The 23,782-nt window shown below is 56.0% G+C and carries 23 protein-coding genes and 1 tRNA gene; 17 read left to right on the forward strand and 7 right to left on the reverse strand.

Features of this window, described 5'->3' with window-relative positions; translation table 11 throughout:
- Positions 1-6: 6 nt before the first annotated feature.
- Positions 7-1,350, reverse strand: a complete 1,344-nt coding sequence (gene argG / locus RTE01_RS16920) for an argininosuccinate synthase (RefSeq protein ID WP_076946560.1) — start codon at positions 1,348-1,350, stop codon at positions 7-9.
- Positions 1,351-1,801: 451 nt separating this feature from the next.
- Between argG and RTE01_RS16925 the strand changes: the two genes are divergently transcribed.
- The 12 genes from RTE01_RS16925 to mtr all read left to right on the forward strand — a co-directional run bounded on the left by RTE01_RS16925 (position 1,802) and on the right by mtr (position 15,637).
- Positions 1,802-1,878 (forward strand) — tRNA-Met (locus tag RTE01_RS16925).
- 205 nt (positions 1,879-2,083) lie between these two features.
- The gene (gene rimP, locus RTE01_RS16930) at positions 2,084-2,536 is read left to right on the forward strand and encodes a ribosome maturation factor RimP (protein WP_071844987.1); all 453 of its coding nucleotides are present in this window, start codon (positions 2,084-2,086) and stop codon (positions 2,534-2,536) included.
- Positions 2,537-2,563: 27 nt separating this feature from the next.
- A complete protein-coding gene (gene nusA, locus RTE01_RS16935; RefSeq protein WP_041147391.1) occupies positions 2,564-4,051 on the forward strand; it encodes a transcription termination factor NusA in 1,488 nt (495 codons plus the stop codon).
- Positions 4,052-4,075: 24 nt separating this feature from the next.
- Positions 4,076-6,766: a translation initiation factor IF-2 gene (infB, locus tag RTE01_RS16940; protein WP_134527891.1), complete on the forward strand. Its 2,691-nt coding sequence runs from the start codon at positions 4,076-4,078 to the stop codon at positions 6,764-6,766.
- Positions 6,767-6,920: 154 nt separating this feature from the next.
- On the forward strand, positions 6,921-7,322 hold the full coding sequence (rbfA, locus tag RTE01_RS16945; RefSeq protein ID WP_041147389.1) for a 30S ribosome-binding factor RbfA: 402 nt from the start codon (positions 6,921-6,923) through the stop codon (positions 7,320-7,322).
- Positions 7,322-8,266, forward strand: a complete 945-nt coding sequence (truB, locus tag RTE01_RS16950; protein ID WP_041147388.1) for a tRNA pseudouridine(55) synthase TruB — start codon at positions 7,322-7,324, stop codon at positions 8,264-8,266. Before rbfA ends, truB begins: the two co-directional genes overlap by 1 nt.
- A 147-nt stretch (positions 8,267-8,413) precedes the next feature.
- Positions 8,414-8,683, forward strand: coding sequence for a 30S ribosomal protein S15 (gene rpsO, locus RTE01_RS16955; protein ID WP_004868066.1), 270 nt, complete (start codon positions 8,414-8,416; stop codon positions 8,681-8,683).
- A gap of 241 nt (positions 8,684-8,924) precedes the next feature.
- On the forward strand, positions 8,925-11,060 hold the full coding sequence (gene pnp / locus RTE01_RS16960; RefSeq protein WP_041147387.1) for a polyribonucleotide nucleotidyltransferase: 2,136 nt from the start codon (positions 8,925-8,927) through the stop codon (positions 11,058-11,060).
- A 108-nt stretch (positions 11,061-11,168) separates the two neighbouring features.
- Positions 11,169-12,053, forward strand: coding sequence for a lipoprotein NlpI (gene nlpI / locus RTE01_RS16965; RefSeq protein ID WP_041147386.1), 885 nt, complete (start codon positions 11,169-11,171; stop codon positions 12,051-12,053).
- Between the two features lie 103 nt (positions 12,054-12,156).
- Complete coding sequence (gene yrbN / locus RTE01_RS16970; protein WP_115191791.1) at positions 12,157-12,237, forward strand: protein YrbN; 81 nt, start codon at positions 12,157-12,159, stop codon at positions 12,235-12,237.
- Positions 12,230-14,251, forward strand: coding sequence for a DEAD/DEAH family ATP-dependent RNA helicase (locus RTE01_RS16975; RefSeq protein ID WP_041147385.1), 2,022 nt, complete (start codon positions 12,230-12,232; stop codon positions 14,249-14,251). The genes yrbN and RTE01_RS16975 overlap by 8 nt, the downstream gene beginning before the upstream one ends.
- A 141-nt stretch (positions 14,252-14,392) precedes the next feature.
- Positions 14,393-15,637: a tryptophan permease gene (gene mtr, locus RTE01_RS16980; protein WP_041147384.1), complete on the forward strand. Its 1,245-nt coding sequence runs from the start codon at positions 14,393-14,395 to the stop codon at positions 15,635-15,637.
- Between the two features lie 51 nt (positions 15,638-15,688).
- On the opposite strand, the gene RTE01_RS16985 is transcribed toward mtr, so the two are convergent.
- From RTE01_RS16985 to ubiU, 3 genes are all read right to left on the reverse strand, one after another.
- Positions 15,689-16,696 carry a luciferase-like monooxygenase gene (locus RTE01_RS16985; protein ID WP_041147383.1) on the reverse strand — a complete coding sequence of 336 codons (1,008 nt, stop codon included), beginning with the start codon at positions 16,694-16,696 and terminating at the stop codon, positions 15,689-15,691.
- 143 nt (positions 16,697-16,839) lie between these two features.
- Complete coding sequence (locus RTE01_RS16990) at positions 16,840-17,718, reverse strand: U32 family peptidase (protein WP_041147382.1); 879 nt, start codon at positions 17,716-17,718, stop codon at positions 16,840-16,842.
- An 8-nt stretch (positions 17,719-17,726) separates the two neighbouring features.
- Positions 17,727-18,722, reverse strand: coding sequence for a ubiquinone anaerobic biosynthesis protein UbiU (gene ubiU / locus RTE01_RS16995; RefSeq protein ID WP_041147381.1), 996 nt, complete (start codon positions 18,720-18,722; stop codon positions 17,727-17,729).
- Positions 18,723-18,943: 221 nt separating this feature from the next.
- Between ubiU and ubiT the strand changes: the two genes are divergently transcribed.
- On the forward strand, positions 18,944-19,468 hold the full coding sequence (ubiT, locus tag RTE01_RS17000; RefSeq protein ID WP_134527888.1) for a ubiquinone anaerobic biosynthesis accessory factor UbiT: 525 nt from the start codon (positions 18,944-18,946) through the stop codon (positions 19,466-19,468).
- The gene (locus RTE01_RS17005) at positions 19,462-19,965 is read left to right on the forward strand and encodes a GNAT family N-acetyltransferase (RefSeq protein ID WP_041147379.1); all 504 of its coding nucleotides are present in this window, start codon (positions 19,462-19,464) and stop codon (positions 19,963-19,965) included. The genes ubiT and RTE01_RS17005 overlap by 7 nt, the downstream gene beginning before the upstream one ends.
- On the opposite strand, the gene RTE01_RS17010 is transcribed toward RTE01_RS17005, so the two are convergent.
- Positions 19,952-20,236, reverse strand: a complete 285-nt coding sequence (locus tag RTE01_RS17010; RefSeq protein WP_115191794.1) for a GIY-YIG nuclease family protein — start codon at positions 20,234-20,236, stop codon at positions 19,952-19,954. The two genes, RTE01_RS17005 and RTE01_RS17010, sit on opposite strands and share 14 nt — an antisense overlap.
- A gap of 55 nt (positions 20,237-20,291) precedes the next feature.
- Here RTE01_RS17010 and RTE01_RS17015 point away from each other — a divergent pair, with 55 nt between their 5' ends.
- The 3 genes from RTE01_RS17015 to RTE01_RS17025 all read left to right on the forward strand — a co-directional run bounded on the left by RTE01_RS17015 (position 20,292) and on the right by RTE01_RS17025 (position 22,552).
- The gene (locus tag RTE01_RS17015; RefSeq protein ID WP_041147377.1) at positions 20,292-20,729 is read left to right on the forward strand and encodes a YhbP family protein; all 438 of its coding nucleotides are present in this window, start codon (positions 20,292-20,294) and stop codon (positions 20,727-20,729) included.
- A 91-nt stretch (positions 20,730-20,820) separates the two neighbouring features.
- Entirely contained in the window at positions 20,821-21,465 is a 645-nt protein-coding gene (locus tag RTE01_RS17020) for an NAD(P)H-binding protein (RefSeq protein ID WP_134527885.1), read from the forward strand.
- A gap of 46 nt (positions 21,466-21,511) precedes the next feature.
- On the forward strand, positions 21,512-22,552 hold the full coding sequence (locus RTE01_RS17025) for a permease (protein ID WP_115191796.1): 1,041 nt from the start codon (positions 21,512-21,514) through the stop codon (positions 22,550-22,552).
- A gap of 49 nt (positions 22,553-22,601) precedes the next feature.
- On the opposite strand, the gene dolP is transcribed toward RTE01_RS17025, so the two are convergent.
- Together dolP and diaA are read right to left on the reverse strand one after the other, a co-directional pair.
- Positions 22,602-23,177, reverse strand: a complete 576-nt coding sequence (gene dolP, locus RTE01_RS17030; protein WP_041147374.1) for a division/outer membrane stress-associated lipid-binding lipoprotein — start codon at positions 23,175-23,177, stop codon at positions 22,602-22,604.
- A 9-nt stretch (positions 23,178-23,186) separates the two neighbouring features.
- Positions 23,187-23,777 carry a DnaA initiator-associating protein DiaA gene (diaA, locus tag RTE01_RS17035; RefSeq protein WP_041147373.1) on the reverse strand — a complete coding sequence of 197 codons (591 nt, stop codon included), beginning with the start codon at positions 23,775-23,777 and terminating at the stop codon, positions 23,187-23,189.
- Positions 23,778-23,782: the final 5 nt, after the last annotated feature.

Genomic DNA, 23,782 nt, shown 5'->3' on the forward strand with positions numbered 1-23,782 from the left:
AATAGATTATTTGTCTCTATTTTCCAAATTCTCAACCTGCGGCAGACCGGTGGTTGAAGACGCGGTGAGCAGGCCGGATTGTGCGTAACCGAACAGCTTATCGCGGGTATCGGTGATATCCAGATTACGCATGGTCAGCTGGCCAATACGGTCTTCTGCGGAGAACATTGAGTCGCCTTTCTCCATCGTCAGACGCTCTGCTTTATAGGTCAGGTTGTCGGAGACGGTGTTCAGAATGGAGTAATCATTGCCGCGACGCAGCTCCAGCGTCACCTCACCGGTAATCGCGCTCGCCACCCAACGCTGCAGCGCATCACGCAGCATCAGCGCCTGAGAGTCAAACCAGCGTCCCTGATACAGCAGGCGACCCAGCTGACGCCCGTGGGCGTGGTACTGCTCAATGGTATCTTCGTTATGGATGCCGGTCAGCAGACGCTCATAGGCAATGTGCAGCAGCGCCATGCCCGGCGCTTCATAGATGCCGCGGCTTTTTGCTTCGATGATACGGTTTTCAATCTGGTCGCTCATGCCAAGCCCGTGACGGCCGCCGATGCGGTTTGCTTCCAGCATCAGCTCCACGTCATCGCTGAAGGTTTGGCCGTTGAGCGCGACCGGATGACCCTGCTCAAAGCGAATGGTCACTTCTTCCGCCGGGATCTTAACGCTCTCATCCCAGAACTTAACCCCCATGATCGGGGTGACGATTTTGACGCTGGAGTTCAGGAATTCCAGGTCCTTCGCTTCGTGGGTTGCGCCCAGCATGTTGGAGTCAGTGGAGTAGGCTTTCTCAACGGACATTTTGTAGTCAAAACCGCAGGCAATCATAAACTCGGACATTTCCTGACGTCCGCCGAGCTCATCGATAAAGTCGCTATCCAGCCACGGTTTGTAAATTTTCAGCTCAGCGTTGGTCAGCAGGCCGTAACGATAGAAGCGCTCAATATCGTTGCCTTTATAAGTGCTGCCGTCACCCCAGATGTTAACGCCATCTTCTTTCATCGCGGCAACCAGCATGGTGCCGGTAACGGCACGACCGAGCGGGGTGGTGTTAAAATAGGTCAGGCCGCCGGTGGTGTTATGGAATGCGCCGCACTGGATAGCGGCAATGCCTTCAGCAACCAGCTGTTTACGGCAGTCGATCAGACGAGCGCCCTCGGCACCGTACTCTTTGGCGCGGCGAGGAATAGCATCGTAATCCTCTTCGTCCGGCTGGCCCAGGTTAGCGGTGTAGGCGTAAGGTACCGCGCCTTTTTTACGCATCCACAGCAGGGCGGCACTGGTATCCAGTCCACCAGAGAAAGCGATACCAATACGTTGACCAATCGGGAGATGCTTAAGAATCGTCGTCATAAAATAAAACCCTGCTAGATAGACTGTTGTGAGTTCGGTTTACCAGGTCCAGAACCTGTCCCATTTGACTATTCCGTTTGCCATTGAGGTTCAGGGTCATGCTTAAAAACCTTTATGTATAACCATACACGCCGGTCTTCTCGCGCTGTCCATGCCAAGGTGGCGTAAAAATCACGTCAAATGGGATATGTCCCTATTGCATGTTTATGCACTAATAGTGAGTTTTCATTTAATCATCTTTTATGGATGACAGGAAGTGATTCATTGCTTTTTTGCTAAAAAAGGGCGAGATGCCAGCATAAACGGTAACCGGACAATGTGAAAAACATGTTGACAAAATATAGGGTTTATCAATACACTTTACCACGATTTTATGTCCCGTCCTCGGTACCAAATCCCAGCAGTATTTGCGTCTTTTACTCAATAAGAGTAAAATATGCCACGTTTCAGGCGCGGGGTGGAGCAGCCTGGTAGCTCGTCGGGCTCATAACCCGAAGGTCGTCGGTTCAAATCCGGCCCCCGCAACCACTTTCCCTTTGAGTACTTTTTCAAATATACTGTGAGGACCTGGTCCTTCGTAGCCGAATTTGAAAGAATTCTCCTGGAAGTGTTCCAGATCGCAGTTGCGATCGCAGGGTTCAGTTATCTAAAACCCCGATTTATCGGGGTTTTTTGTTATCTGACTTCAGAATAACTGGGCTATACGCCCTTTTTTTATGTCTTGGGGGTGGGTTTGTCCACATTAGAGCAAAAATTAACAGAGATGCTCACTGCGCCGGTTGAAGCGCTTGGCTTTGAGCTGGTCGGCATCGAATTCGTTCGTGGTCGCACTTCCACACTGCGCATCTATATTGATAGTGACAATGGCATCAATGTTGATGATTGTGCTGATGTGAGCCACCAGGTCAGTGCTGTCATGGACGTCGAAGATCCGATCACCGTTGCTTATAACCTGGAAGTGTCTTCACCTGGTCTCGATCGCCCGATGTTTACCGCCGAACACTATGCGCGTTTTTCCGGTGAAGAAGTTTCGCTGGTACTGCGTATGGCGGTTCAAAATCGCCGCAAATGGCAGGGCGTTATCAAAGCGGTAGACGGTGAAATGATCACGGTAACCGTCGAAGGCAAAGATGAAGTGTTCGCGCTGAGTAACATCCAGAAGGCGAACCTGGTTCCCCACTTTTAACAGTCTGGATTGAGGTGAAAGGCCCCGATGAACAAAGAAATTTTGGCTGTTGTTGAAGCCGTTTCCAACGAAAAATCGCTGCCGCGCGAAAAGATTTTCGAAGCGCTGGAAAGTGCTCTGGCAACGGCGACAAAGAAAAAATACGAGCAAGAGATCGACGTGCGCGTGAGCATCGATCGTCGTAGCGGTGATTTTGACACCTTCCGTCGCTGGTTGGTCGTTGAAGAAGTTACCCAGCCGACTCGCGAAATTACGCTTGAAGCGGCGCGTTACGAAGACGAAAGCATGAATCCTGGTGACTTTGTCGAAGACCAGATTGAATCCGTCACCTTCGACCGTATCACCACGCAAACCGCAAAACAGGTAATCGTACAGAAAGTACGTGAAGCCGAGCGCGCCATGGTTGTCGATCAGTTCCGCGAGCACGAAGGTGAAATCATCACCGGCGTGGTGAAAAAAGTGAACCGCGATAACATCACTCTGGATCTGGGCAGCAATGCTGAAGCCGTGATCCTGCGTGAAGATATGCTGCCGCGTGAAAACTTCCGTCCAGGCGACCGTATTCGCGGCGTTCTGTACGCGGTACGTCCGGAAGCGCGCGGCGCTCAGCTGTTCGTTACCCGTTCTAAGCCGGAAATGCTGATCGAACTGTTCCGCATTGAGGTGCCGGAAATCGGTGAAGAAGTTCTCGAGATTAAAGCTGCCGCTCGCGATCCGGGTTCTCGTGCGAAAATCGCGGTGAAAACCAACGATAAGCGTATCGATCCGGTTGGCGCCTGTGTCGGCATGCGCGGTGCGCGCGTTCAGGCGGTTTCTACCGAACTGGGCGGCGAGCGTATCGATATCGTCCTGTGGGATGATAACCCGGCGCAGTTCGTGATTAACGCGATGGCTCCGGCTGACGTTGCGTCTATCGTGGTGGATGAAGACAAGCACACCATGGATATCGCCGTTGAAGCGGGCAATCTGGCGCAGGCGATCGGCCGTAACGGTCAGAACGTGCGTCTGGCATCGCAGCTGAGCGGCTGGGAACTCAACGTAATGACCGTTGATGACCTGCAGGCTAAGCACCAGGCAGAAGCCCATGCGGCAATCGATACTTTTACTAAGTATCTTGATATTGATGAAGATTTCGCCACGATGCTGGTTGAAGAAGGTTTCGCCACTCTGGAAGAACTGGCCTATGTGCCGGTGAAAGAACTGCTGGAAATCGACGGTCTGGATGAATCCACCGTTGAAGCACTTCGTGAGCGTGCGAAAAATGCGCTGACCACGTTGGCGCTGGCTCAGGAAGAAAGCCTGGGAGACACCAAACCTGCCGATGATTTACTGAATCTGGAAGGTCTGGAACGTCTGATGGCTTTCAAACTGGCTGCCCGTGGCGTTTGTACGCTGGAAGATCTCGCCGAGCAGGGCATTGATGATCTGGCTGATATCGAAGGCTTGACCGACGAAAAAGCCGGAGAGCTCATCATGGCCGCCCGTAATATTTGTTGGTTCGGCGACGAAGCGTAATAAACTGTAGCAGGAAGGAACAGCATGACAGATGTGACCATTAAAGCGCTGGCCTCAGAGATTCAGACCTCTGTGGATCGCCTGATACAGCAATTTGCTGATGCAGGGATCCGCAAATCGGTCGATGACTCTGTGACCGCGCAAGAGAAGCAAACCTTGTTGACGCACCTGAACCGTGAACACGGCTCGGCGCCCGACAAGCTGACGCTGCAGCGCAAAACGCGCAGCACGTTAAATATTCCAGGTACCGGTGGAAAGAGCAAATCGGTACAAATCGAAGTCCGCAAGAAACGCACCTTTGTGAAACGCGATCCGCAAGAGGCAGAACGCCTTGCCGCGGAAGAGCAGGCGCAGCGTGAAGCGGAAGAGCAGGCCCATCGTGAAGCTGAAGAAACGGCTAAGCGAGAGGCGCAATTAAAAGCTGAACGTGAGGCCGCAGAACAAGCTAAACGTGAAGTCGCTGATAAAGCGAAACGTGAAGCCGCGGAAAAAGACAAAGTGAGCAATCAACAAACCGACGAAATGACAAAAACCGCCCAGGCTGAAAAGAGCCGCCGTGAAAACGAAGCTGCAGAGCTGAAGCGTAAATCGGAAGAAGAAGCACGTCGCAAGCTTGAAGAAGAAGCGCGCCGCGTGGCAGACGATGCACGCCGTATGGCCGCAGAAAACGAAAAGAACTGGACCGAAACCCCAGAAACGCCTGTTGAAGAAACCTCTGACTATCACGTGACTACGTCTCAGCATGCCCGTCAGGCAGAAGACGACAACGACCGTGAAGTTGAAGGCGGTCGTGGCCGTGGCCGTAACGCCAAAGCAGCACGCCCTCAGAAGAAAGGCAACAAGCACGCTGAATCCAAAGCCGATCGTGAAGAAGCCCGTGCGGCAGTACGCGGCGGTAAAGGCGGCAAGCGTAAAGGTTCTTCTCTGCAGCAGGGCTTCCAGAAGCCGGCTCAGGCCGTGAACCGTGACGTTATCATTGGCGAAACCATCACCGTTGGCGATCTGGCTAACAAGATGGCGGTCAAAGGCTCTCAGGTCATCAAAGCGATGATGAAGCTGGGCGCAATGGCGACCATCAACCAGGTCATCGACCAGGAAACCGCACAGCTGGTTGCCGAAGAGATGGGCCACAAGGTTATCCTGCGTCGTGAGAACGAGCTGGAAGAAGCGGTAATGAGCGACCGTGATACCGGCGCTGCGGCAGAAGCCCGTGCACCGGTTGTGACCATCATGGGTCACGTTGACCACGGTAAAACCTCTCTGCTCGACTATATTCGTTCAACGAAAGTGGCGTCCGGCGAAGCGGGTGGTATCACCCAGCACATCGGTGCGTACCACGTTGAAACTGAAAACGGCATGATCACCTTCCTGGACACCCCGGGCCACGCCGCGTTCACCTCAATGCGTGCTCGTGGTGCTCAGGCAACGGATATCGTTGTTCTGGTTGTTGCCGCGGACGATGGCGTGATGCCGCAGACTATCGAAGCTATCCAGCATGCGAAAGCAGCGCAGGTGCCGGTGGTTGTTGCGGTCAACAAAATCGATAAGCCAGAAGCGGATATGGATCGCGTTAAAACCGAACTGTCTCAGTACGGTGTAATGCCGGAAGAGTGGGGCGGCGAGTCTCAGTTCATCCCTGTTTCTGCGAAAGCCGGTACCGGTATCGACGACCTGCTGAACGCCATCCTGCTGCAGGCTGAAGTTCTGGAGCTGAAGGCCGTTCGTAACGGTATGGCAAGCGGTGCGGTTATCGAATCCTTCCTGGATAAAGGTCGTGGTCCGGTTGCAACCGTTCTGGTACGTGAAGGTACTCTGAACAAGGGCGATATCGTTCTGTGTGGCTTCGAATATGGCCGCGTTCGTGCAATGCGTAACGAACTGGGTCAGGAAGTGCTGGAAGCAGGTCCGTCCATTCCGGTTGAGATCCTCGGCCTGTCCGGCGTTCCGGCTGCGGGTGACGAAGTGACCGTTGTTCGTGACGAGAAAAAAGCGCGTGAAGTTGCGCTCTATCGTCAGGGCAAATTCCGCGAAGTCAAACTGGCGCGTCAGCAGAAGTCTAAGCTTGAGAACATGTTCGCTAACATGACCGAAGGCGAAGTTCACGAAGTGAACGTAGTACTGAAAGCGGACGTTCAGGGCTCTGTGGAAGCTATCTCTGACTCTTTACTGAAGCTGTCTACCGACGAAGTCAAAGTGAAGATCATTGGTTCTGGCGTAGGTGGTATCACCGAAACCGACGCGACCCTGGCTGCGGCATCCAACGCTATCCTGGTTGGCTTCAACGTGCGTGCTGATGCCTCTGCTCGTAAAGTGATTGAAGCTGAAAGCCTGGATCTGCGCTACTACTCCGTCATCTATAACCTGATCGACGAAGTTAAAGCAGCAATGAGCGGCATGCTGTCTCCGGAACTGAAACAGCAGATCATTGGTCTGGCTGAAGTGCGTGATGTGTTCAAATCGCCGAAATTTGGCGCCATCGCGGGCTGTATGGTTACCGAAGGTACGATTAAGCGTCACAACCCAATCCGCGTACTGCGTGACAACGTGGTTATCTACGAAGGCGAGCTGGAATCCCTGCGCCGCTTCAAAGATGACGTTAACGAAGTCCGTAACGGCATGGAATGTGGTATCGGCGTTAAGAACTACAACGACGTTCGCGCTGGCGACATGATCGAAGTGTTCGAAATCATCGAGATCCAACGTACCATCGCGTAATCTTCGTCGACTGCTGGGCCGCTGCGCCTGTTGCTGCAGCCCAACATTGACAGAAGATCGCTGAAGGTAAGCCGGGTTAGCGAAGCGCCACCCGGCAATAATTCTAAAAAGGGGCTTATAGCCCCTTTTTTGTCTTTATTCTGGAGAATTTATTATGGCGAAAGAATTTGGTCGCCCGCAGCGCGTAGCTCAGGAGATGCAAAAAGAGATTGCTATCATCCTGCAGCGCGAAATTAAAGATCCGCGCCTGGGCATGATGACTACCGTCTCTGGCGTAGAAATGTCCCGCGATCTGGCCTATGCCAAAGTGTTCGTGACGTTCCTGAACGACAAAGATGAAGCCGCTGTTAAGGCGGGTATTAAAGCGCTGCAGGAAGCATCCGGATTTATCCGCTCTCTGCTGGGTAAAGCGATGCGTCTGCGTATCGTGCCGGAACTGACCTTCTTCTACGACAACTCGCTGGTCGAAGGGATGCGCATGTCTAACCTGGTGACCAGCGTGGTGAAGCATGACGATGAGCGTCGTGTGAACCCGGACGACGTCAAGGAGGACTAATGAGTCGTCCTCGTCGTCGCGGCCGCGATGTGCACGGCGTGCTGTTGCTGGATAAACCCCAGGGGGCTTCCAGCAATGACGTACTGCAAAAAGTAAAACGTATTTATAACGCTAACCGGGCAGGGCACACCGGCGCGCTGGATCCGCTGGCAACCGGCATGCTGCCGATTTGCCTCGGAGAAGCGACCAAGTTTTCCCAGTACCTGCTCGATTCTGACAAGCGTTACCGCGTCATTGCCAAACTGGGTCAACGCACTGACACCTCTGATGCCGATGGCCAGGTAGTGGAAGAGCGCCCGCTGGCCTTTAGCGATGCTCAGCTGGCCTCCGCGCTGGACGATTTTCGTGGCGAGACTCAGCAGGTGCCGTCCATGTATTCGGCGCTGAAGTACCAGGGTAAAAAGCTGTATGAATATGCCCGTCAGGGGATTGACGTCCCGCGCGAAGCCCGGCCGATTACCGTCTACGAGCTGCTGTTTATTCGCCATGAAGGCGATGAGCTCGAGCTGGAAATCCACTGTTCAAAAGGGACCTATATTCGGACGATTATCGACGATTTAGGCGAAAAGCTTGGCTGCGGCGCGCACGTGATTTTCCTGCGCCGCCTGGCCGTCAGCAAGTATCCTGTTGAACGTATGGTGACGCTCGAACAGCTGCAGGCGCTGGTTGAACAGGCGCAAGAGCAGGATATTCCTGCCGCGCAGCTGCTCGATCCGCTGCTGATGCCGATGGACAGCCCAGCCTCGGATTATCCGTTGGTTAATATTCCCGAAACGTCGGCGGTATACTTTAAAAACGGTAATCCGGTCCGCACTTCTGGCGCGCCGAAGCAGGGCCTGGTTCGCGTAACGGAAGGTGAAGACGAGAAGTTTCTCGGTATGGGTGAGATTGATGACGAAGGCCGCGTGGCGCCGCGTCGTCTGGTCGTTGAATACCCTGTCTGAGGGCTGTTCTTGCGATAAAAGCTGGCTGCGAGTAGAATATCGCCGCCTGACGTCCGCAAAAATGTTTTAACATTTTCGGGCGTCGCATCAGGGGTTGCTGAATTAGAGATCGGCACCCTTTCTTTCTTTTAATTTTTGGAGTTCAAAATGTCTCTAAGCGTTGAAGCTAAAGCAAAAATCGTTTCTGAGTTTGGTCGTGGCGAAAACGACAGCGGTTCTACCGAAGTTCAGGTTGCACTGCTGACTGCCCAGATTAACCATCTGCAGGGTCACTTCTCCGAGCATAAAAAAGATCACCACAGCCGTCGTGGTCTGCTGCGCATGGTTTCCCAGCGTCGTAAACTGCTCGACTACCTGAAACGTAAAGATGTTGCACGTTACTCTTCGCTGATCGAGCGTCTGGGTCTGCGTCGCTAGTTCTGCGAGTTTCAGAAAAAGGGGCCTCAGGGCCCCTTTTTTCGACCAGGCGGCAGCAATTAGCTAAAAACTCATGTATTGTTGCTATTAATGATCTTCGTGCAGAGGTTCGCGCGGCTAATGAGAGGCTTCATCCGCAGGGGCGGGTAAAGGTTGTCATTAGTCGCGAGGATGCAGAAGATCGGGTCATCTGACGCTATATCCTCGATATAGCGTCACTTTTTGATAAAAGGATAGAATTTTGCTAAATCCGATCGTTCGTAAATTCCAGTACGGCCAACACACCGTTACCCTGGAAACCGGCATGATGGCCCGCCAGGCCACTGCTGCTGTCATGGTAAGCATGGATGACACCGCGGTATTCGTTACCGTTGTTGGCCAGAAGAAAGCGAAGCCAGGCCAGGACTTCTTCCCGCTGACCGTAAACTATCAAGAACGTACCTATGCAGCAGGTAAAATCCCGGGTGGTTTCTTCCGTCGTGAAGGCCGTCCAAGCGAAGGCGAAACCCTGATTGCGCGTCTGATTGACCGCCCGGTTCGTCCGCTGTTCCCGGAAGGTTTTGTTAACGAAGTTCAGGTTATTGCTACCGTTGTTTCCGTTAACCCACAGGTTAACCCGGACATCGTTGCCATGATCGGTGCTTCCGCTGCGCTGTCCCTGTCCGGTATTCCGTTTAACGGTCCTATCGGCTCCGCGCGCGTTGGCTACATCAACGACCAGTACGTACTGAACCCGACTCAGGATGAGCTGAAAGAGAGTAAGCTGGACCTGGTTGTTGCCGGTACCGAAGCTGCGGTCCTGATGGTTGAATCTGAAGCAGAACTGCTGAGCGAAGACCAGATGCTGGGCGCGGTGGTGTTCGGCCACGAGCAGCAGCAGATTGTTATTCAGACCATCAACGATCTGGTGAAAGAAGCGGGTAAACCGCGCTGGGAATGGCAGCCGGAAGTCGTAGACGCCGCGCTGAATGCCCGCGTTGCAGCCCTGGCTGAAACTCGCCTGAGCGATGCTTACCGCATCACTGATAAACAAGAGCGCTATGCTCAGATTGGCGTGATCAAAGCTGAAACTATCGCCACGCTGACCGCTGAAGATGAAACCCTGGACGCTAACGAGCTGGGTGAAATTCTGCACGCTATCGAGAAAAATGCCGTTCGTAGCCGCGTACTGGCAGGCGAGCCGCGTATCGATGGCCGTGAAAAAGATATGATTCGTGGTCTGGACGTTCGTACCGGCGTACTGCCGCGTACCCACGGTTCCGCACTGTTCACCCGTGGCGAAACTCAGGCGCTGGTTACCGCGACACTGGGCACCGCGCGTGACGCACAGAACATCGATGAGCTGATGGGCGACCGTACCGACTCCTTCCTGTTCCACTACAACTTCCCTCCGTACTCCGTAGGCGAGACCGGAATGGTAGGTTCACCGAAGCGTCGTGAAATTGGTCACGGTCGTCTGGCTAAGCGCGGCGTGCTGGCCGTGATGCCGACCACCGAAGAGTTCCCGTACACCGTTCGCGTGGTTTCTGAAATCACCGAATCTAACGGCTCTTCTTCCATGGCTTCCGTTTGCGGTGCCTCTCTGGCACTGATGGACGCCGGCGTGCCGATTAAAGCCTCCGTTGCGGGTATCGCGATGGGTCTGGTGAAAGAAGGCGACAACTATGTCGTTCTGTCCGATATTCTGGGCGACGAAGATCACCTGGGCGATATGGACTTCAAAGTTGCGGGTTCCCGCGACGGTATCTCTGCTCTGCAGATGGATATCAAAATTGAAGGTATCACCAAAGAGATCATGCAGGTTGCGCTGAACCAGGCTAAAGGTGCGCGTCTGCACATCCTGGGCGTAATGGAGCAGGCGATTAACGCGCCGCGCGGCGACATCTCCGAATTCGCACCGCGTATCCACACCATCAAGATCAGCCCGGACAAGATCAAAGACGTTATCGGTAAGGGCGGCTCCGTCATCCGTGCGCTGACTGAAGAGACCGGCACCACCATCGAAATCGAAGATGACGGTACCGTGAAAATCGCAGCGACCGACGGTGACAAAGCGCTGCACGCGATTCGTCGTATCGAAGAGATTACCGCTGAGATCGAAGTTGGCCGTATCTACAATGGTAAAGTGACCCGTATCGTTGACTTTGGCGCATTCGTTGCCATCGGCGGCGGTAAAGAAGGTCTGGTGCATATTTCTCAGATCGCCGACAAGCGCGTAGAGAAAGTCACCGATTACCTGCAGATGGGTCAGGAAGTGCCGGTTAAGGTTCTGGAAGTTGACCGTCAGGGCCGCGTCCGTCTGAGCATCAAAGAAGCAACTGAGCAGACTCAGCCTGTAAGCGCACCGGAAGCTCCGGTCGTAGAGCAGGGCGAGTAAGGTTGCCGTTTGCCCTCCGCGTTTGCGGAGGGCGTATTACGGGCAGGACGCCTTGTTTGCAGCCGGGGAACTGGACGTTCATCCAATCGTTGTCTTCGGGAGTGGGAAATGAAGCCTTTTTTGCGCTGGTGTTTCGTGGCGACAGCTCTCACGCTGGCAGGATGCAGCAACTCTGCCTGGCGTAAGGACGCAGTCCTCGCGGTGCCATTGCAACCGACTTTGCAGCAAGAAGTGATTCTGGCGCGCATGGAACAAATTCTTGCCAGTCGGGCTTTAACCGATGATGAACGCGCACAGCTTTTATATGAGCGCGGAGTGTTGTATGATAGTCTCGGTCTGAGGGCATTAGCGCGAAACGATTTTTCACAAGCGCTGGCAATCCGACCTGATATGCCCGAAGTATTCAACTACTTAGGCATATATTTAACGCAGGCAGGCAATTTTGATGCTGCCTATGAAGCGTTTGATTCTGTACTTGAGCTTGATCCAACTTATAACTACGCGCACTTAAATCGCGGCATCGCCCTGTATTACGGGGGTCGTGCTAAGTTAGCGCAAGATGATCTGCTGGCGTTTTATCAAGACGATCCCAATGATCCTTTCCGTAGCCTGTGGCTTTATCTCGCTGAGCGCAAACTCGACGAGAAGCAGGCGCTTGAAGCACTGAAACAGCGCTTCGACAAATCGGACAAAGAGCAATGGGGATGGAACATTGTCGAGTTCTACCTTAACGATATTAGCGAAAAAACGCTGATGGATCGTTTGAAGGCAGACGCAACGGATAACACCTCGCTCGCTGAGCATCTCAGTGAAACCAACTTCTATTTAGGTAAGTACTACCTAAGTCTGGGGGACAAGGACAGCGCTACGGCACTGTTCAAACTGGCGGTCGCAAACAACGTTCACAACTACGTTGAGCACCGATACGCATTGTTGGAATTATCGCTCTTGGGCCAGGAGCAAGATGACCTGGCAGAATCGGACCAGCAATAGCTGACGAACAAACATCAGCCCAAATTTTTATTGCCATCACCTTCGCGGGTGAGGGCGTTGTTGTTCGTTAATACACCTACTTTGAGCCGGTTCACACTTTTCAATGAAAATTACTGTAAATTTTCACGTTGAGTTATGTAGACTGGCCGCCATTAATTTTGAGGCACACGTACTACATGGCTGAATTCGAAACCACTTTTGCAGATCTGGGCCTGAAGGCTCCTATCCTTGAAGCCCTTAACGATCTGGGTTACGAAAAACCATCTCCGATCCAGGCTGAATGCATTCCGCATCTGCTGGGCGGCCGCGATGTTCTGGGTATGGCCCAGACCGGTAGCGGTAAAACTGCAGCGTTCTCTTTACCGCTGCTGAACAATCTTGATCCTGAGCTCAAAGCACCGCAAATCCTGGTGCTGGCGCCGACCCGCGAACTGGCGGTACAGGTTGCTGAAGCGATGACGGACTTCTCTAAACATATGCGCGGCGTAAACGTGGTAGCCCTTTACGGCGGCCAGCGTTATGACGTGCAGTTGCGTGCTCTGCGCCAGGGACCACAAATTGTTGTCGGTACCCCGGGTCGTCTGCTTGACCACCTGAAGCGCGGTACTCTGGATCTCTCTAAGCTGAGCGGTCTGGTGCTGGATGAAGCTGACGAAATGCTGCGCATGGGCTTCATCGAAGACGTAGAAACTATCATGGCTCAGATCCCGGAAGGTCATCAGACCGCTCTGTTCTCTGCCACTATGCCGGAAGCGATCCGTCGTATTACCCGCCGCTTTATGAAAGAGCCGCAGGAAGTGCGCATCCAGTCCAGCGTTACTACTCGCCCGGACATCAGCCAGAGCTACTGGACTGCTTACGGCATGCGTAAAAACGAAGCGCTGGTGCGTTTCCTGGAAGCGGAAGATTTTGATGCGGCGATTATCTTCGTTCGTACCAAAAACGCGACCCTGGAAGTGGCCGAAGCGCTGGAGCGTAGCGGCTATAACAGCGCCGCGCTGAACGGTGACATGAACCAGTCCCTGCGTGAGCAGACTCTGGAGCGTCTGAAAGATGGTCGTCTGGACATCCTGATTGCGACCGACGTTGCGGCCCGTGGCCTTGACGTTGAACGTATCAGCCTGGTTGTTAACTACGACATTCCGATGGACTCCGAATCTTACGTTCACCGTATCGGCCGTACCGGTCGTGCAGGTCGTGCAGGCCGTGCGCTGCTGTTCGTTGAGAACCGCGAACGCCGTCTGCTGCGTAACATCGAACGCACCATGAAGCTGACCATTCCGGAAGTAGAGCTGCCGAACGCAGAGCTGCTGGGCAAACGCCGTCTGGAAAAATTCGCCGCTAAAGTTCAGCAGCAGCTGGAAAGCAGCGATCTGGATCAGTACCGTGCGCTGCTGACGAACATCAAGCCGTCCGCTGAAGGCGAAGAGCTGGATATCGAAACTCTGGCCGCAGCACTGCTGAAAATGGCTCAGGGCGAACGTCCTCTGATCCTGCCGCCGGATGCGCCGATGCGTGCTAAACGCGAATTCCGCGATCGCGACGATCGTTTCGAACGTCGTAATGACCGTAACGATCGCAATGACCGTGGCCCGCGTGGCGACCGTCCTGAGCGTACTGAGCGTAGCGGTGAAGATCGTCCTAAACGCGAGCGTCGTGACGTTGGCGATATGGAACTGTATCGCATTGAAGTGGGCCGCGACGATGGTGTTGAAGTTCGTCACATTGTTGGCGCTATCGCTAACGAAGGCGACATCAGCAGCCGTTACATCGGTAACATCAAGCTGTTCGGTACCCACTCAACGATCGAGCTGCCGAAAGGCATGCCGGGCGAAGTGCTGCAGCACTTTACTCGTACCCGTATCCTGAACAAGCCGATGAACATGCAGCTGATGGGCGATGCCCAGCCGCGCCCTGAGCGTAGCGGTGGCGAGCGTCGTGGCGGCGGTGAACGTCGTGAAGGCGGCCGTGCTTTCGGTGGTGGCGAACGTCGTGAAGGCGGTCGTAGTTTCGGCGGTGAACGTCGCGAAGGCGGTCGTGGTGATGGTCGTCGTTTCAGCGGCGAACGTCGTGAAGGCCAGGCACCGCGTCGTGAAGGTCATGCTCCGCGCCGTGATGATTCAGCGCCGCGTCGCGAAGATTCAGCCCCGCGTCGGGATGACTCTTCAAGCCGTCGTCGTTTCGGTGGCGATGCGTAATTAGCATCCGCTAGCGTAAAGAAAATGATACAGCCCCGATCTTAACGATTGGGGCTTTTTTTATTTCAATTGTACTCGTGTACTGGTACAGTGCTGCACGCTAACGATGAGCAAAGTATTATTGACTGGAGATTACGCTAAATGGCGACACTAACCACTACGGCATCGCGCCCGTCCTTAATTGGCGGCGTGGTGATTATCGGCGGAACCATTATTGGCGCGGGCATGTTTTCTCTGCCGGTGGTCATGTCCGGCGCGTGGTTCTTCTGGTCGCTGGCGGCTCTGGTTTTCACCTGGTTCTGCATGCTGCATTCCGGGCTGATGATTCTGGAAGCCAACCTGAATTACCGCATTGGCTCCAGCTTCGATACCATCACCAAAGATCTGCTCGGCAGAGGCTGGAACCTGATTAACGGCGTGTCGATTGCCTTCGTGCTCTATATCCTCACCTACGCCTACATCTCGGCCAGCGGCTCCATATTGCACCATACCTTTTCCGAGATGTCGCTCAACGTTCCGGCGCGGGCGGCAGGATTGGGCTTTGCCCTGCTGGTGGCGTTTGTCGTCTGGCTGAGCACCAGGGCGGTAAGCCGCATGACGGCGATTGTGCTGGGAGCGAAGGTCATTACGTTTTTCCTGACCTTCGGCAGCCTGCTGGGACACGTACAGCCGACGACGTTGTTCAACGTGGCCGAGCAAAACGCATCCTATATGCCGTACCTGCTGATGACGCTGCCGTTTTGCCTGGCATCCTTCGGCTATCACGGCAACGTCCCCAGCCTGATGAAGTACTACGGCAAAGATCCGCGCACCATTACGCGCTGCCTGGTTTACGGCACGCTGCTGGCGCTGGGGCTGTACGTTATCTGGCTGCTGGTGACGATGGGCAATATCCCGCGCGCGGAGTTTGTCGGCATCGCGCAGAAGGGCGGTAACATTGATGTACTGGTGCAGGCGCTGAGCGGCGTGCTGAACAGCCGCAGCCTGGATCTGCTGCTGGTGGTGTTCTCAAACTTTGCGGTAGCGAGCTCGTTCCTCGGCGTCACGCTGGGGCTGTTTGACTATCTGGCGGACCTGTTCGGTTTCGATGACTCCGCGCTGGGGCGCTTTAAGACCGCGCTCCTGACCTTCGTACCGCCGGTTATCGGTGGCCTGCTGTGGCCGAACGGCTTCCTGTATGCCATCGGCTATGCGGGACTGGCGGCAACCATCTGGGCGGCAATCGTCCCGGCTCTGCTGGCGCGCGCATCGCGTAAGCGCTTCGGTAGCCCACAATTCCGCGTTTGGGGCGGAAAGCCGATGATTGCGCTGATTCTGCTGTTCGGCGTCGGCAACGTTATCGTCCACTTCTTATCGAGCTTTAACGTTCTGCCGGTTTATCAATAGCGACTTCGCTTCCCGGCCGGCATTACGCGCGGTCGGGAAGCGGGGTGGACGTTAACCCAACAGCTCCTCTTTCACCTGCATCGCCAGCTCAAACGAGTGCAGGCGCGCCTGATGATCGAAAATCTGGCCGTTAACCATCAGCTCGTCGGCCTGGGTTTCGCGCAATATCGACTCCAGACCGTGACGTACCTTCGCCTTATCCCCGACCAGAGACATGCTCAACGCCTGCTGTACGCCGTATTGCTCGGAGGCAGACCACAGCTGATGCATATTCTCCACCGGCGGCGGCAGCTGGCCGGTTTCACCCCGGCGTAGCTTAGCGAAAGCCTGCTGCATTGAGGTAAACAGGAACTCCGCATCGCGGTTACTGTCGGCGGCAACAATATTGATGCACACCATCGCATAGGGTTTCTCCAGCCGCGCCGAGGGTTTGAAATGCGTGCGGTAGAGGTGCAGGGCCTGGAACAGCATGTCTGGCGCAAAGTGCGAAGCGAAGGCAAACGGCAGGCCGAGCTGCGCCGCCAGCTGGGCGCTGTAGAGGCTGGATCCAAGCAGCCATACCGGGATCTGCTCGCCGTAGCCGGGCACCGGGCGCACGTGCGGATTCGGGTCACGGGCATCGAACCAGTCAACCAGCTCCGCAACATCGCGCGGGAAGTTATCGACGTCACCGCTCATGTGGCGGCGCAGCGCGCGCATGGTGGGCTGATCGCTGCCCGGGGCGCGGCCAAGACCGAGGTCGATGCGGCCAGGATAGAGGGTATTCAGCGTGCCAAACTGCTCGGCAATCACCAGCGGCGAGTGGTTGGGCAGCATCACGCCGCCGGAACCGAGGTGCAGAGTGCGGGTGTTGGCCGCCAGATAGCCGATAAGCACCGACGTCGCGGCGCTGGCAATACCGACCATATTATGGTGCTCCGCCAGCCAGTAGCGGTGATAGCCGCGTTTTTCAGCCAGCTGCGCCAGGTCTAACGAATGGGAGAAGGCTTCTTTCGCCGAAGAACCTTGCGGGATCGGTGCCAGATCGAGCACCGAGAACGGAATAGATTTGTCAGTCATAAAGGCTCACTTTGCTACAGCATAGTCATCAGATTGAAGGTCTTCTTCCAGCCTGGCGCATTCGGGGCGCGCCGGCCAGAAAAGCTGCGGCTTCAATAGTGCATTAAAAAGTGACGATAGCTATTAACAAAGTGAGCGGTTTATCAGCTCTGTAGCTCCAGCCCGGCCAGCCGTTTCCAGTAGCCATTGCACTCGCTGTTGGCAGTGAGCGGCAGCGGCGAGGCGCCGTTTTCGTTTGCCCGGAAGGCATCGAGCGTGGCAAAGACCTTGTCATCCAGCGGCGACAGGCGAACCATATCGACCAGGCCGCGCATCGACGCCAGCTCGTTGCCGAGGTTATAGACGTATCCGCTCATGGTCTGAATACCGTTGAGCACAAAGACCTGCTGGTTTTCCTGCGACAGCACGTCGCGGCCGTTGGGGTACTTGATGCAGCAGGTTTCGCACTCATCCTTCGGTTTGTCTTCAGAGCGGGCGGTAAAGCAGCGCGCGGAGTAGGCCAGCGGCAGGTGGCCATAGCTCAGCACTTCAACCTCGAACCGCTCGCGGATCCCCAGCTCTTCACACTGCGTCAGCAGGTTCATCAGCCAGTCGCGGGAAAGCTCGACCGGCATGCACCAGCGCACCATTCCCTGCTTGAGCAGCAGGCGCAGGGTTACGGCGTTATAGCAGTTGAGCGCATGACCGGCGACGAACGGCAGCCCGCGTTCTGCGCACATATTGACGACCCCCAGATCGCTGGCCTCAATCAAAAACTCGCCGTTGTCGACGTAGCGTTTCAGCTCCCCCAGCTCAGAAGAGGCCTGAACCAGGGCGAGGGTCGAGAGGACCACCTGCTTGCCGCTGCTCGCCAGCATTCTTGCCATATCGATCCAGTCGCCGACTTTGGTCGCGCGGCGCTTGCTGCATACCGCTTCACCGAGATAAATCGTCTCGGCGCTACAGCCTGCCGCCTGCTGGTAAAAATCTTCCAGCGTCTCTTTTGGCCAGTAGTACAGCACCGGCCCTAATGAATATTTCATCACGTTTCTCACTGCCATTTACGGTGATAGGCGCCAAGGGTGGTTTGCGTTCCCTCGGACATTGCGCCGAGAGTCTCCATCCATGCGGATTGTGGGACAAAATCCTGCGGGGAGGCTTTACAGCGATCGATAGCCTGACGCCAGACCTTCGCCACCTGGGTAACGTAGGCCGGGCTGCGCTGGCGGCCCTCAATTTTCACCGAGGCAATATTTGCCGCCATCAGCTCCGGCAGCAGCTCAAGGGTATTCAGGCTGGTGGGCTCTTCCAGCGCGTGATAGCGCTCGCCGTCGACCAGGTAGCGGCCTTTGCACAGGGTGGGGTAGCCGGCGTTCTCGCCGTCCTGATAGCGGTCAATCAGGACTTCATTAAGCCGCGACTCCAGGCCCTGCGGAGTCTGCTGCCAGCGAACGAAGCGCGCGGGCGAACAGGCACCGACGGTATTGGGTGATTCACCGGTCAAGTACGAGGAGAGATAGCAGCGGCCTTCCGCCATAATGCACAGGCTGCCGAAGGCGAAGACCTCCAGCGGAACCGGGGTAGCGCGCGCCAGCTGTTTGACCTGGTGGATGGAGAGCACGCGCGGCAGCACCACGCGGGCGACGTCGAAATTGCGGTGGTAGAAGCGTACCGCCTCTTCGTTGGTCGCAGACGCCTGAACCGACACGTGACGTTCAATATGCGGATAGCGCTCGGCGGCATATTCCAGCATGGCGATATCGGCGAGGATCAGGGCATCGGCCCCCAGCTGGGCGGCCATATCCACCGCGCGCTGCCAGCGGGCGTAGCCGTCCGGGTGGGCGAAGGTGTTGATCGCAATATGCAGCTTGCGGCGATGCTGATGGACGAAGCTGACGGCTTCCTGCAGCTTCTTTTCGGTGAAATTAAGACCGGCAAAGTGGCGGGCGTTGGTGTCATCTTTCAGCCCGATATACACGGCATCGGCACCGTTTTCGATGGCCGCCTTAAGCGCCGGGAGGTTACCGGCTGGGCAGAGCAGCTCCATAATTTTTCCTGAAAAACGCGGCCTGTCGGCAACGCTGAATGGTTAACGAGCAGGGATTTTAGTTAACCTTCTGGTGACAATTTTTGATTTGAGGCAGTTAAAAGCGTATTGGTGGCGCCAATAATAGGTACCCGTCATGGTGATTTTGTTGATTTACGCCGCTATGTTGTTTATTTGATATGGCACAATAGCGGAACTGTCGCTTTCATGGAGTTAAGCTTGTGTTGGATAAATTGCGTTCCCGGCTGGTCCACTTTGGCCCGTCTTTGATGAGCGTGCCGGTTAAGCTGGCGCCTTTTGCCCTCAAGCGCCAGGTGCTGGAGCAGGTGCTCAGCTGGCAGTTTCGTCAGGCGCTGGCGGAGGGAGAACTGGATTTTCTCGAAGGCCGCTGGTTAAGTATTAATGTGCGCGATATTGGCCTGCTGTGGTATACCTCAGTGAGCGAGGGTCGGCTGGTGGTTAGCCCGACGGCAGAAGCGGACGTCAGCTTTAGCGCTGATGCCAGCGATCTGCTGATGATCGCGGCGCGTAAGCAGGATCCGGATACGCTATTCTTCCAGCGTCGGCTGGTTATCGAAGGCGATACCGAGCTGGGGCTGTACGTCAAAAACCTGATGGATGCCATTGAGCTGGAGCAGATGCCGAAAGCGCTGCGCATCATGCTGCTGCAACTGGCGGATTTTGTTGAAGCTGGCCTAAGCAGCCCGCGGAAACCTGAACAGACATCGGTAGGTGAGGCATGCTGATTCGAGTTGAAATTGGAATTGATGCACCGGGAATCGACGCGTTGCTGCGCCGAACCTTCGGCGGCGATGCCGAAGCGCAGCTGGTGCACGATTTGCGGGAAGATGGCCTGATCACGCTAGGCGTGGTGGCAACGGACGATGAAGGTCAGGTGGTTGGCTATGTTGCCTTCAGCCCGGTCTCCGTTGAAGGCGAAGAGCTGCAGTGGGTTGGCATGGCGCCGCTGGCGGTAGATGAAAGCTACCGCGGTCAGGGGATTGGCCGCCAGCTGGTCTATGAAGGGCTGGATTCGCTGAATGAATTTAGCTACGCCGCGGTCGTTACCCTCGGCGAGCCGGCGCTGTACGGCCGCCTGGGCTTTGAACCGGCCGCGCGCTTCGATCTGCGCTGCCGCTGGCCGGACACCTCTGAGGCGTTTCAGATACGCCCTCTGGCCGATGACGCGCTGCAAGGGGTCCACGGACTGGTCGAGTACAGCGACCACTTCAATCGCTTCTAAGGCTCTCCAGCAGGGTTTCAAAGGTACCATCTCCGGCAACGAGGCGCTCCTTCTGGCGCTTCGTTAGCTGCTTGATGCGATACTCCAGTCTCAGTGCTAGTGAGTGTTCACCAACTTCCTGACTAAAGGCCAGCTGCAGCGCGCCTTTCCCACGTAAAGCTTTCGCTCCTTTGCCCTCCTGATGCTGACAAAAGCGGCGAGAGACGTCGGTGGTAATCCCGGTATAGAGGCGATTATCGGCGGTACGAATCAGATAGAGAAACCAGCGCACGGTCCAAAGGTCGGTATGTTAAGGTGTGTGCACCATAGCATACTGGAGAAAAAAGATGGATACGCTTGCCGCGATCGGCCGCTGGCTGGGCAAACAGCACGTCGTCACCTGGTGCGTCGCCAGCGAGGGTGAGCTCTGGTGTGCCAACGCTTTCTATATTTATGATCCTGAAAACGTGGCATTTTATCTCCTTAGCGACGAGAAAACTCGCCACGGCCAAATGACCGGCGAGCGCGCTAAGGTTGCCGGTACGGTAAATGGTCAGCCGAAAACCGTGGCGCTGATCCGCGGAGTTCAGTTTAAAGGCGAGATTCGCCGGCTTCACGGAGACGAGGAGGCAGAGATGCGTCAACGCTACGTGAGGCGCTTCCCGGTTGCCCGCGCGCTACCGGCCGCGGTGTGGGAAATCCGCCCCGACGAGCTCAAGTTCACCGACAATACCCTCGGCTTCGGCAAGAAGCTGCACTGGCAGCGCGAGGCTGCGAGAGAGTAATTCCCCCGGCAGACGTGCAAATCCTCCCTTTTCTTGCATACTTTTTCTCAAGCTATCCGTCGCCCGTCGCGGCGGAACCTCAGGAGAGATCATGAGCCAGGTGCTGATAACAGGCGCGACCGGTTTAGTTGGTGGGCACTTACTTCGAATGTTGGTGCGTGAGCCGAGCATTTCGGCGATAGCCGCGCCCACTCGCCGCCCGCTGGCGGATACGCAAGGCGTATTCAATCCCCATGACCCTCAGCTGAGCGACGCGCTGGCGCAGGTCGTTGATCCGATAGATACCGTCTTTTGCTGCCTGGGCACCACGCGACGCGAGGCGGGGAGCAAAGCGGCCTTCATTCATGCTGACTATACGCTGGTGGTGGATACGGCGCTGACCGGACTACGGCTGGGGGCGAAACATATGCTGGTCATCAGCGCCATGGGAGCCGACCCGCATTCGCTGTTTTTCTACAACCGCGTCAAAGGGGAAATGGAGCAGGCGCTGCGCGCTCAGGCGTGGCGCAATCTGACGATCCTGCGCCCCTCTATGCTGCTGGGCGAGCGGGACAACAAGCGCGCCAATGAAGCGCTGCTGGCGCCGCTGTTCCGCCTGCTGCCGGGGAACTGGAAGTCAATCGACGCCCGCGACGTCGCACAGGCGATGCTCAGCGAAGCGCTCGCGCCCGCTCAGGAAGGCGTCACCGTTCTGTCATCGGCAAAACTGCGTGAAATCGCCGCCAGCGAGGCGTAATATTCAGCGCTTCGCTGTATAACCACATTTCTTGCTGGGGAATGCTATGACTGGTCAGTCTTCATCTCAGGCGGCATCATCTTTTCAATGGTGGAAGCCCGCGCTCTTTTTTCTCGTCGTCATCGTTGGCCTGTGGTTCGTTAAATGGCAGCCCTATTACGGTAAGGCCTTCACCGCCGCGGAAACGCACAGCATTGGAAAATCTATTCTCGCCCAGGCCGATAGCAACCCGCTAAAAGCCGCGTGGGATTACGCGCTGGTCTACTTCCTGGCGGTCTGGAAAGCGGCGGTGCTGGGCGTGCTGCTGGGCTCGCTGATTCAGGTGCTGATCCCGCGCAACTGGCTGCTGCGCACGCTGGGGCAATCGCGTTTTCGCGGTACGCTGCTGGGGGCGATTTTCGCTCTGCCCGGCATGATGTGTACCTGCTGCGCCGCGCCGGTGGCGGCAGGCATGCGTAAACAGCAGGTGTCGATGGGCGGCGCGCTGGCGTTCTGGATGGGTAACCCGCTGCTGAATCCGGCGACGCTGGTGTTCATGGGATTTGTACTGGGCTGGCAGTTTGCCTTGATTCGCCTGGTGGCCGGTCTTGCGACCGTGCTGGTGGTGGCGACGCTGGTACAAAAATGGGTGAAAGAGGCCGCGACTCAGCCGGCGGCAGTGCCCGACGTTTCCCCGCAAATTGCCGAGGGCGGTTTCTTCAGCCGCTGGCTGCGGGCGCTGTGGACGCTGTTCTGGAACACGATCCCGGTCTATATTCTGGCGGTGCTGGCGCTGGGTGCGGCGCGCGTCTGGCTGTTCCCGCATGCCGACGGCGTGGTCGGTAACACCCTGTTCTGGGTCCTGGCGATGGCGATAGCCGGCTGCCTGTTCGTTATCCCGACGGCGGCGGAGATCCCTATCGTTCAAACCATGATGCTGGCGGGAATGGGCGTTGCGCCGGCGCTGGCTCTGCTGATCACTTTACCTGCGGTCAGCGTACCGTCGCTGATTATGCTGCATAAGGCGTTTCCGGCGAAGGCCCTTTGGCTGACCGGCGGGCTGGTGGCGCTGTGCGGCGCGATTGTTGGCGGGTTGGCGTTACTGTGATGATTTTCCGGGCGACAGCGCTGAGGGGTTGTCGCCCGAAATGCGGTGCTTACTTGAGGTAGGTAAACGCGGTTGTGACGCGAGAAACGCCGCTGACCCGGCTGGCGATATCCGCCGCCGCGCGACCTTCGCGGTCGGTAACCAGCCCCATCAGGAACACTTCCCCGTTCTCGGTCGTCACCTTCACGTTCGATGATTTAACCTGGTCAGTGCCCAGCAGCTGGGAGCGAACCTTGGTGGTAATCCAGGTATCCGAAGAGGCGGTGCCGAGGCCAATCGGCTGACCCTGACGCACTTCGTTAAAGACTTCCGTGGTTCCTTCGACGCCCATCGCAATTTGCTTCGCGCGCGCGGAGAGATCGGCCACCGGAGATTGACCGGTCAGCAGGACTTTGCCCTGGTAGGCGGTGACGTTAATGCGGGCCTGCTTCTTAATTTGTTCATCTTTCGACAACGCGCTGTTGACGCGTAGCTCAAGCGTACTGTCATCGACCTGTGTGCCGACCGTACGCGGGTCCGTTGCGGCCTTGGTGCCGACTGCTGCCGTTCCGACGACTGCTGCGGCAACGCATCCCTGAAGCAGTAGCGCAGAAAGAAGGATGGCGAGGGGCGAGAGAGCCTTCATGTGTTCTCCTTATTCGTCCTGGTGTGGAAAAAGCGTGTTATCAATCAAATCGCACAGACAGTTGACGGTAAGCATATGCATTTCCTGAATACGCGCGCTGCGATGCGAGGGAATGCGAATTTCGACATCCTGCTGACCCAGCAGGCCAGCCAGTTCGCCGCCGTCATAGCCGGTTAACGCAACGATGGTCATATCGCGAGTGACGGCCGCTTCGACGGCTTTCACGATATCCCGACTATTGCCGCGGGTGGAGATCGCCAGCAGTACATCACCAGCGTGCCCAAGCGCGCGCACCTGCTTGGCGTAAACCTCGTCATGCAGGCGATCGTTGGCTATTGCCGTTAAGACCACATTATCGGTATTTAGTGCAATGGCAGGTAAACCAGGGCGCTCCGTTTCGAAACGATTGATCATGCTGGCAGCAAAATGCTGTGCGTTGGCGGCAGAGGTGCCATTGCCACAACAGAGGATTTTGTTGCCGTTGAGGAGTGACTGCACGAGGGTCATCGCCGCACGGGAGATGGCGTCCGGGAGTGCTTCCGCTGCTGCAATTTGGGTTTGAATGCTTTCAGTGAAGCAGGCTTTAATTCTATCGAGCACGGGAT

Origin of the sequence: Klebsiella terrigena (genome assembly GCF_006539725.1) — a bacterium.
Taxonomy (GTDB): domain Bacteria; phylum Pseudomonadota; class Gammaproteobacteria; order Enterobacterales; family Enterobacteriaceae; genus Klebsiella; species Klebsiella terrigena.

Excerpts from the sequence above, each read along its gene's own strand:
- mtr (WP_041147384.1), top strand. The coding sequence starts at position 14,393 with ATGGCGACACTAACCACTACGGCATCGCGCCCGTCCTTAATTGGCGGC.
- RTE01_RS17005 (WP_041147379.1), top strand. The coding sequence starts at position 19,462 with ATGCTGATTCGAGTTGAAATTGGAATTGATGCACCGGGAATCGACGCG.
- nusA (WP_041147391.1), top strand. The coding sequence starts at position 2,564 with ATGAACAAAGAAATTTTGGCTGTTGTTGAAGCCGTTTCCAACGAAAAA.
- RTE01_RS16985 (WP_041147383.1), bottom strand. The coding sequence starts at position 16,696 with ATGACTGACAAATCTATTCCGTTCTCGGTGCTCGATCTGGCACCGATC.
- rpsO (WP_004868066.1), top strand. The coding sequence starts at position 8,414 with ATGTCTCTAAGCGTTGAAGCTAAAGCAAAAATCGTTTCTGAGTTTGGT.
- dolP (WP_041147374.1), bottom strand. The coding sequence starts at position 23,177 with ATGAAGGCTCTCTCGCCCCTCGCCATCCTTCTTTCTGCGCTACTGCTT.
- RTE01_RS17015 (WP_041147377.1), top strand. The coding sequence starts at position 20,292 with ATGGATACGCTTGCCGCGATCGGCCGCTGGCTGGGCAAACAGCACGTC.
- truB (WP_041147388.1), top strand. The coding sequence starts at position 7,322 with ATGAGTCGTCCTCGTCGTCGCGGCCGCGATGTGCACGGCGTGCTGTTG.
- nlpI (WP_041147386.1), top strand. The coding sequence starts at position 11,169 with ATGAAGCCTTTTTTGCGCTGGTGTTTCGTGGCGACAGCTCTCACGCTG.
- infB (WP_134527891.1), top strand. The coding sequence starts at position 4,076 with ATGACAGATGTGACCATTAAAGCGCTGGCCTCAGAGATTCAGACCTCT.
- ubiU (WP_041147381.1), bottom strand. The coding sequence starts at position 18,722 with ATGGAGCTGCTCTGCCCAGCCGGTAACCTCCCGGCGCTTAAGGCGGCC.
- argG (WP_076946560.1), bottom strand. The coding sequence starts at position 1,350 with ATGACGACGATTCTTAAGCATCTCCCGATTGGTCAACGTATTGGTATC.
- rbfA (WP_041147389.1), top strand. The coding sequence starts at position 6,921 with ATGGCGAAAGAATTTGGTCGCCCGCAGCGCGTAGCTCAGGAGATGCAA.
- RTE01_RS17020 (WP_134527885.1), top strand. The coding sequence starts at position 20,821 with ATGAGCCAGGTGCTGATAACAGGCGCGACCGGTTTAGTTGGTGGGCAC.
- yrbN (WP_115191791.1), top strand. The coding sequence starts at position 12,157 with ATGAAAATTACTGTAAATTTTCACGTTGAGTTATGTAGACTGGCCGCC.
- RTE01_RS16975 (WP_041147385.1), top strand. The coding sequence starts at position 12,230 with ATGGCTGAATTCGAAACCACTTTTGCAGATCTGGGCCTGAAGGCTCCT.
- RTE01_RS16990 (WP_041147382.1), bottom strand. The coding sequence starts at position 17,718 with ATGAAATATTCATTAGGGCCGGTGCTGTACTACTGGCCAAAAGAGACG.
- RTE01_RS17025 (WP_115191796.1), top strand. The coding sequence starts at position 21,512 with ATGACTGGTCAGTCTTCATCTCAGGCGGCATCATCTTTTCAATGGTGG.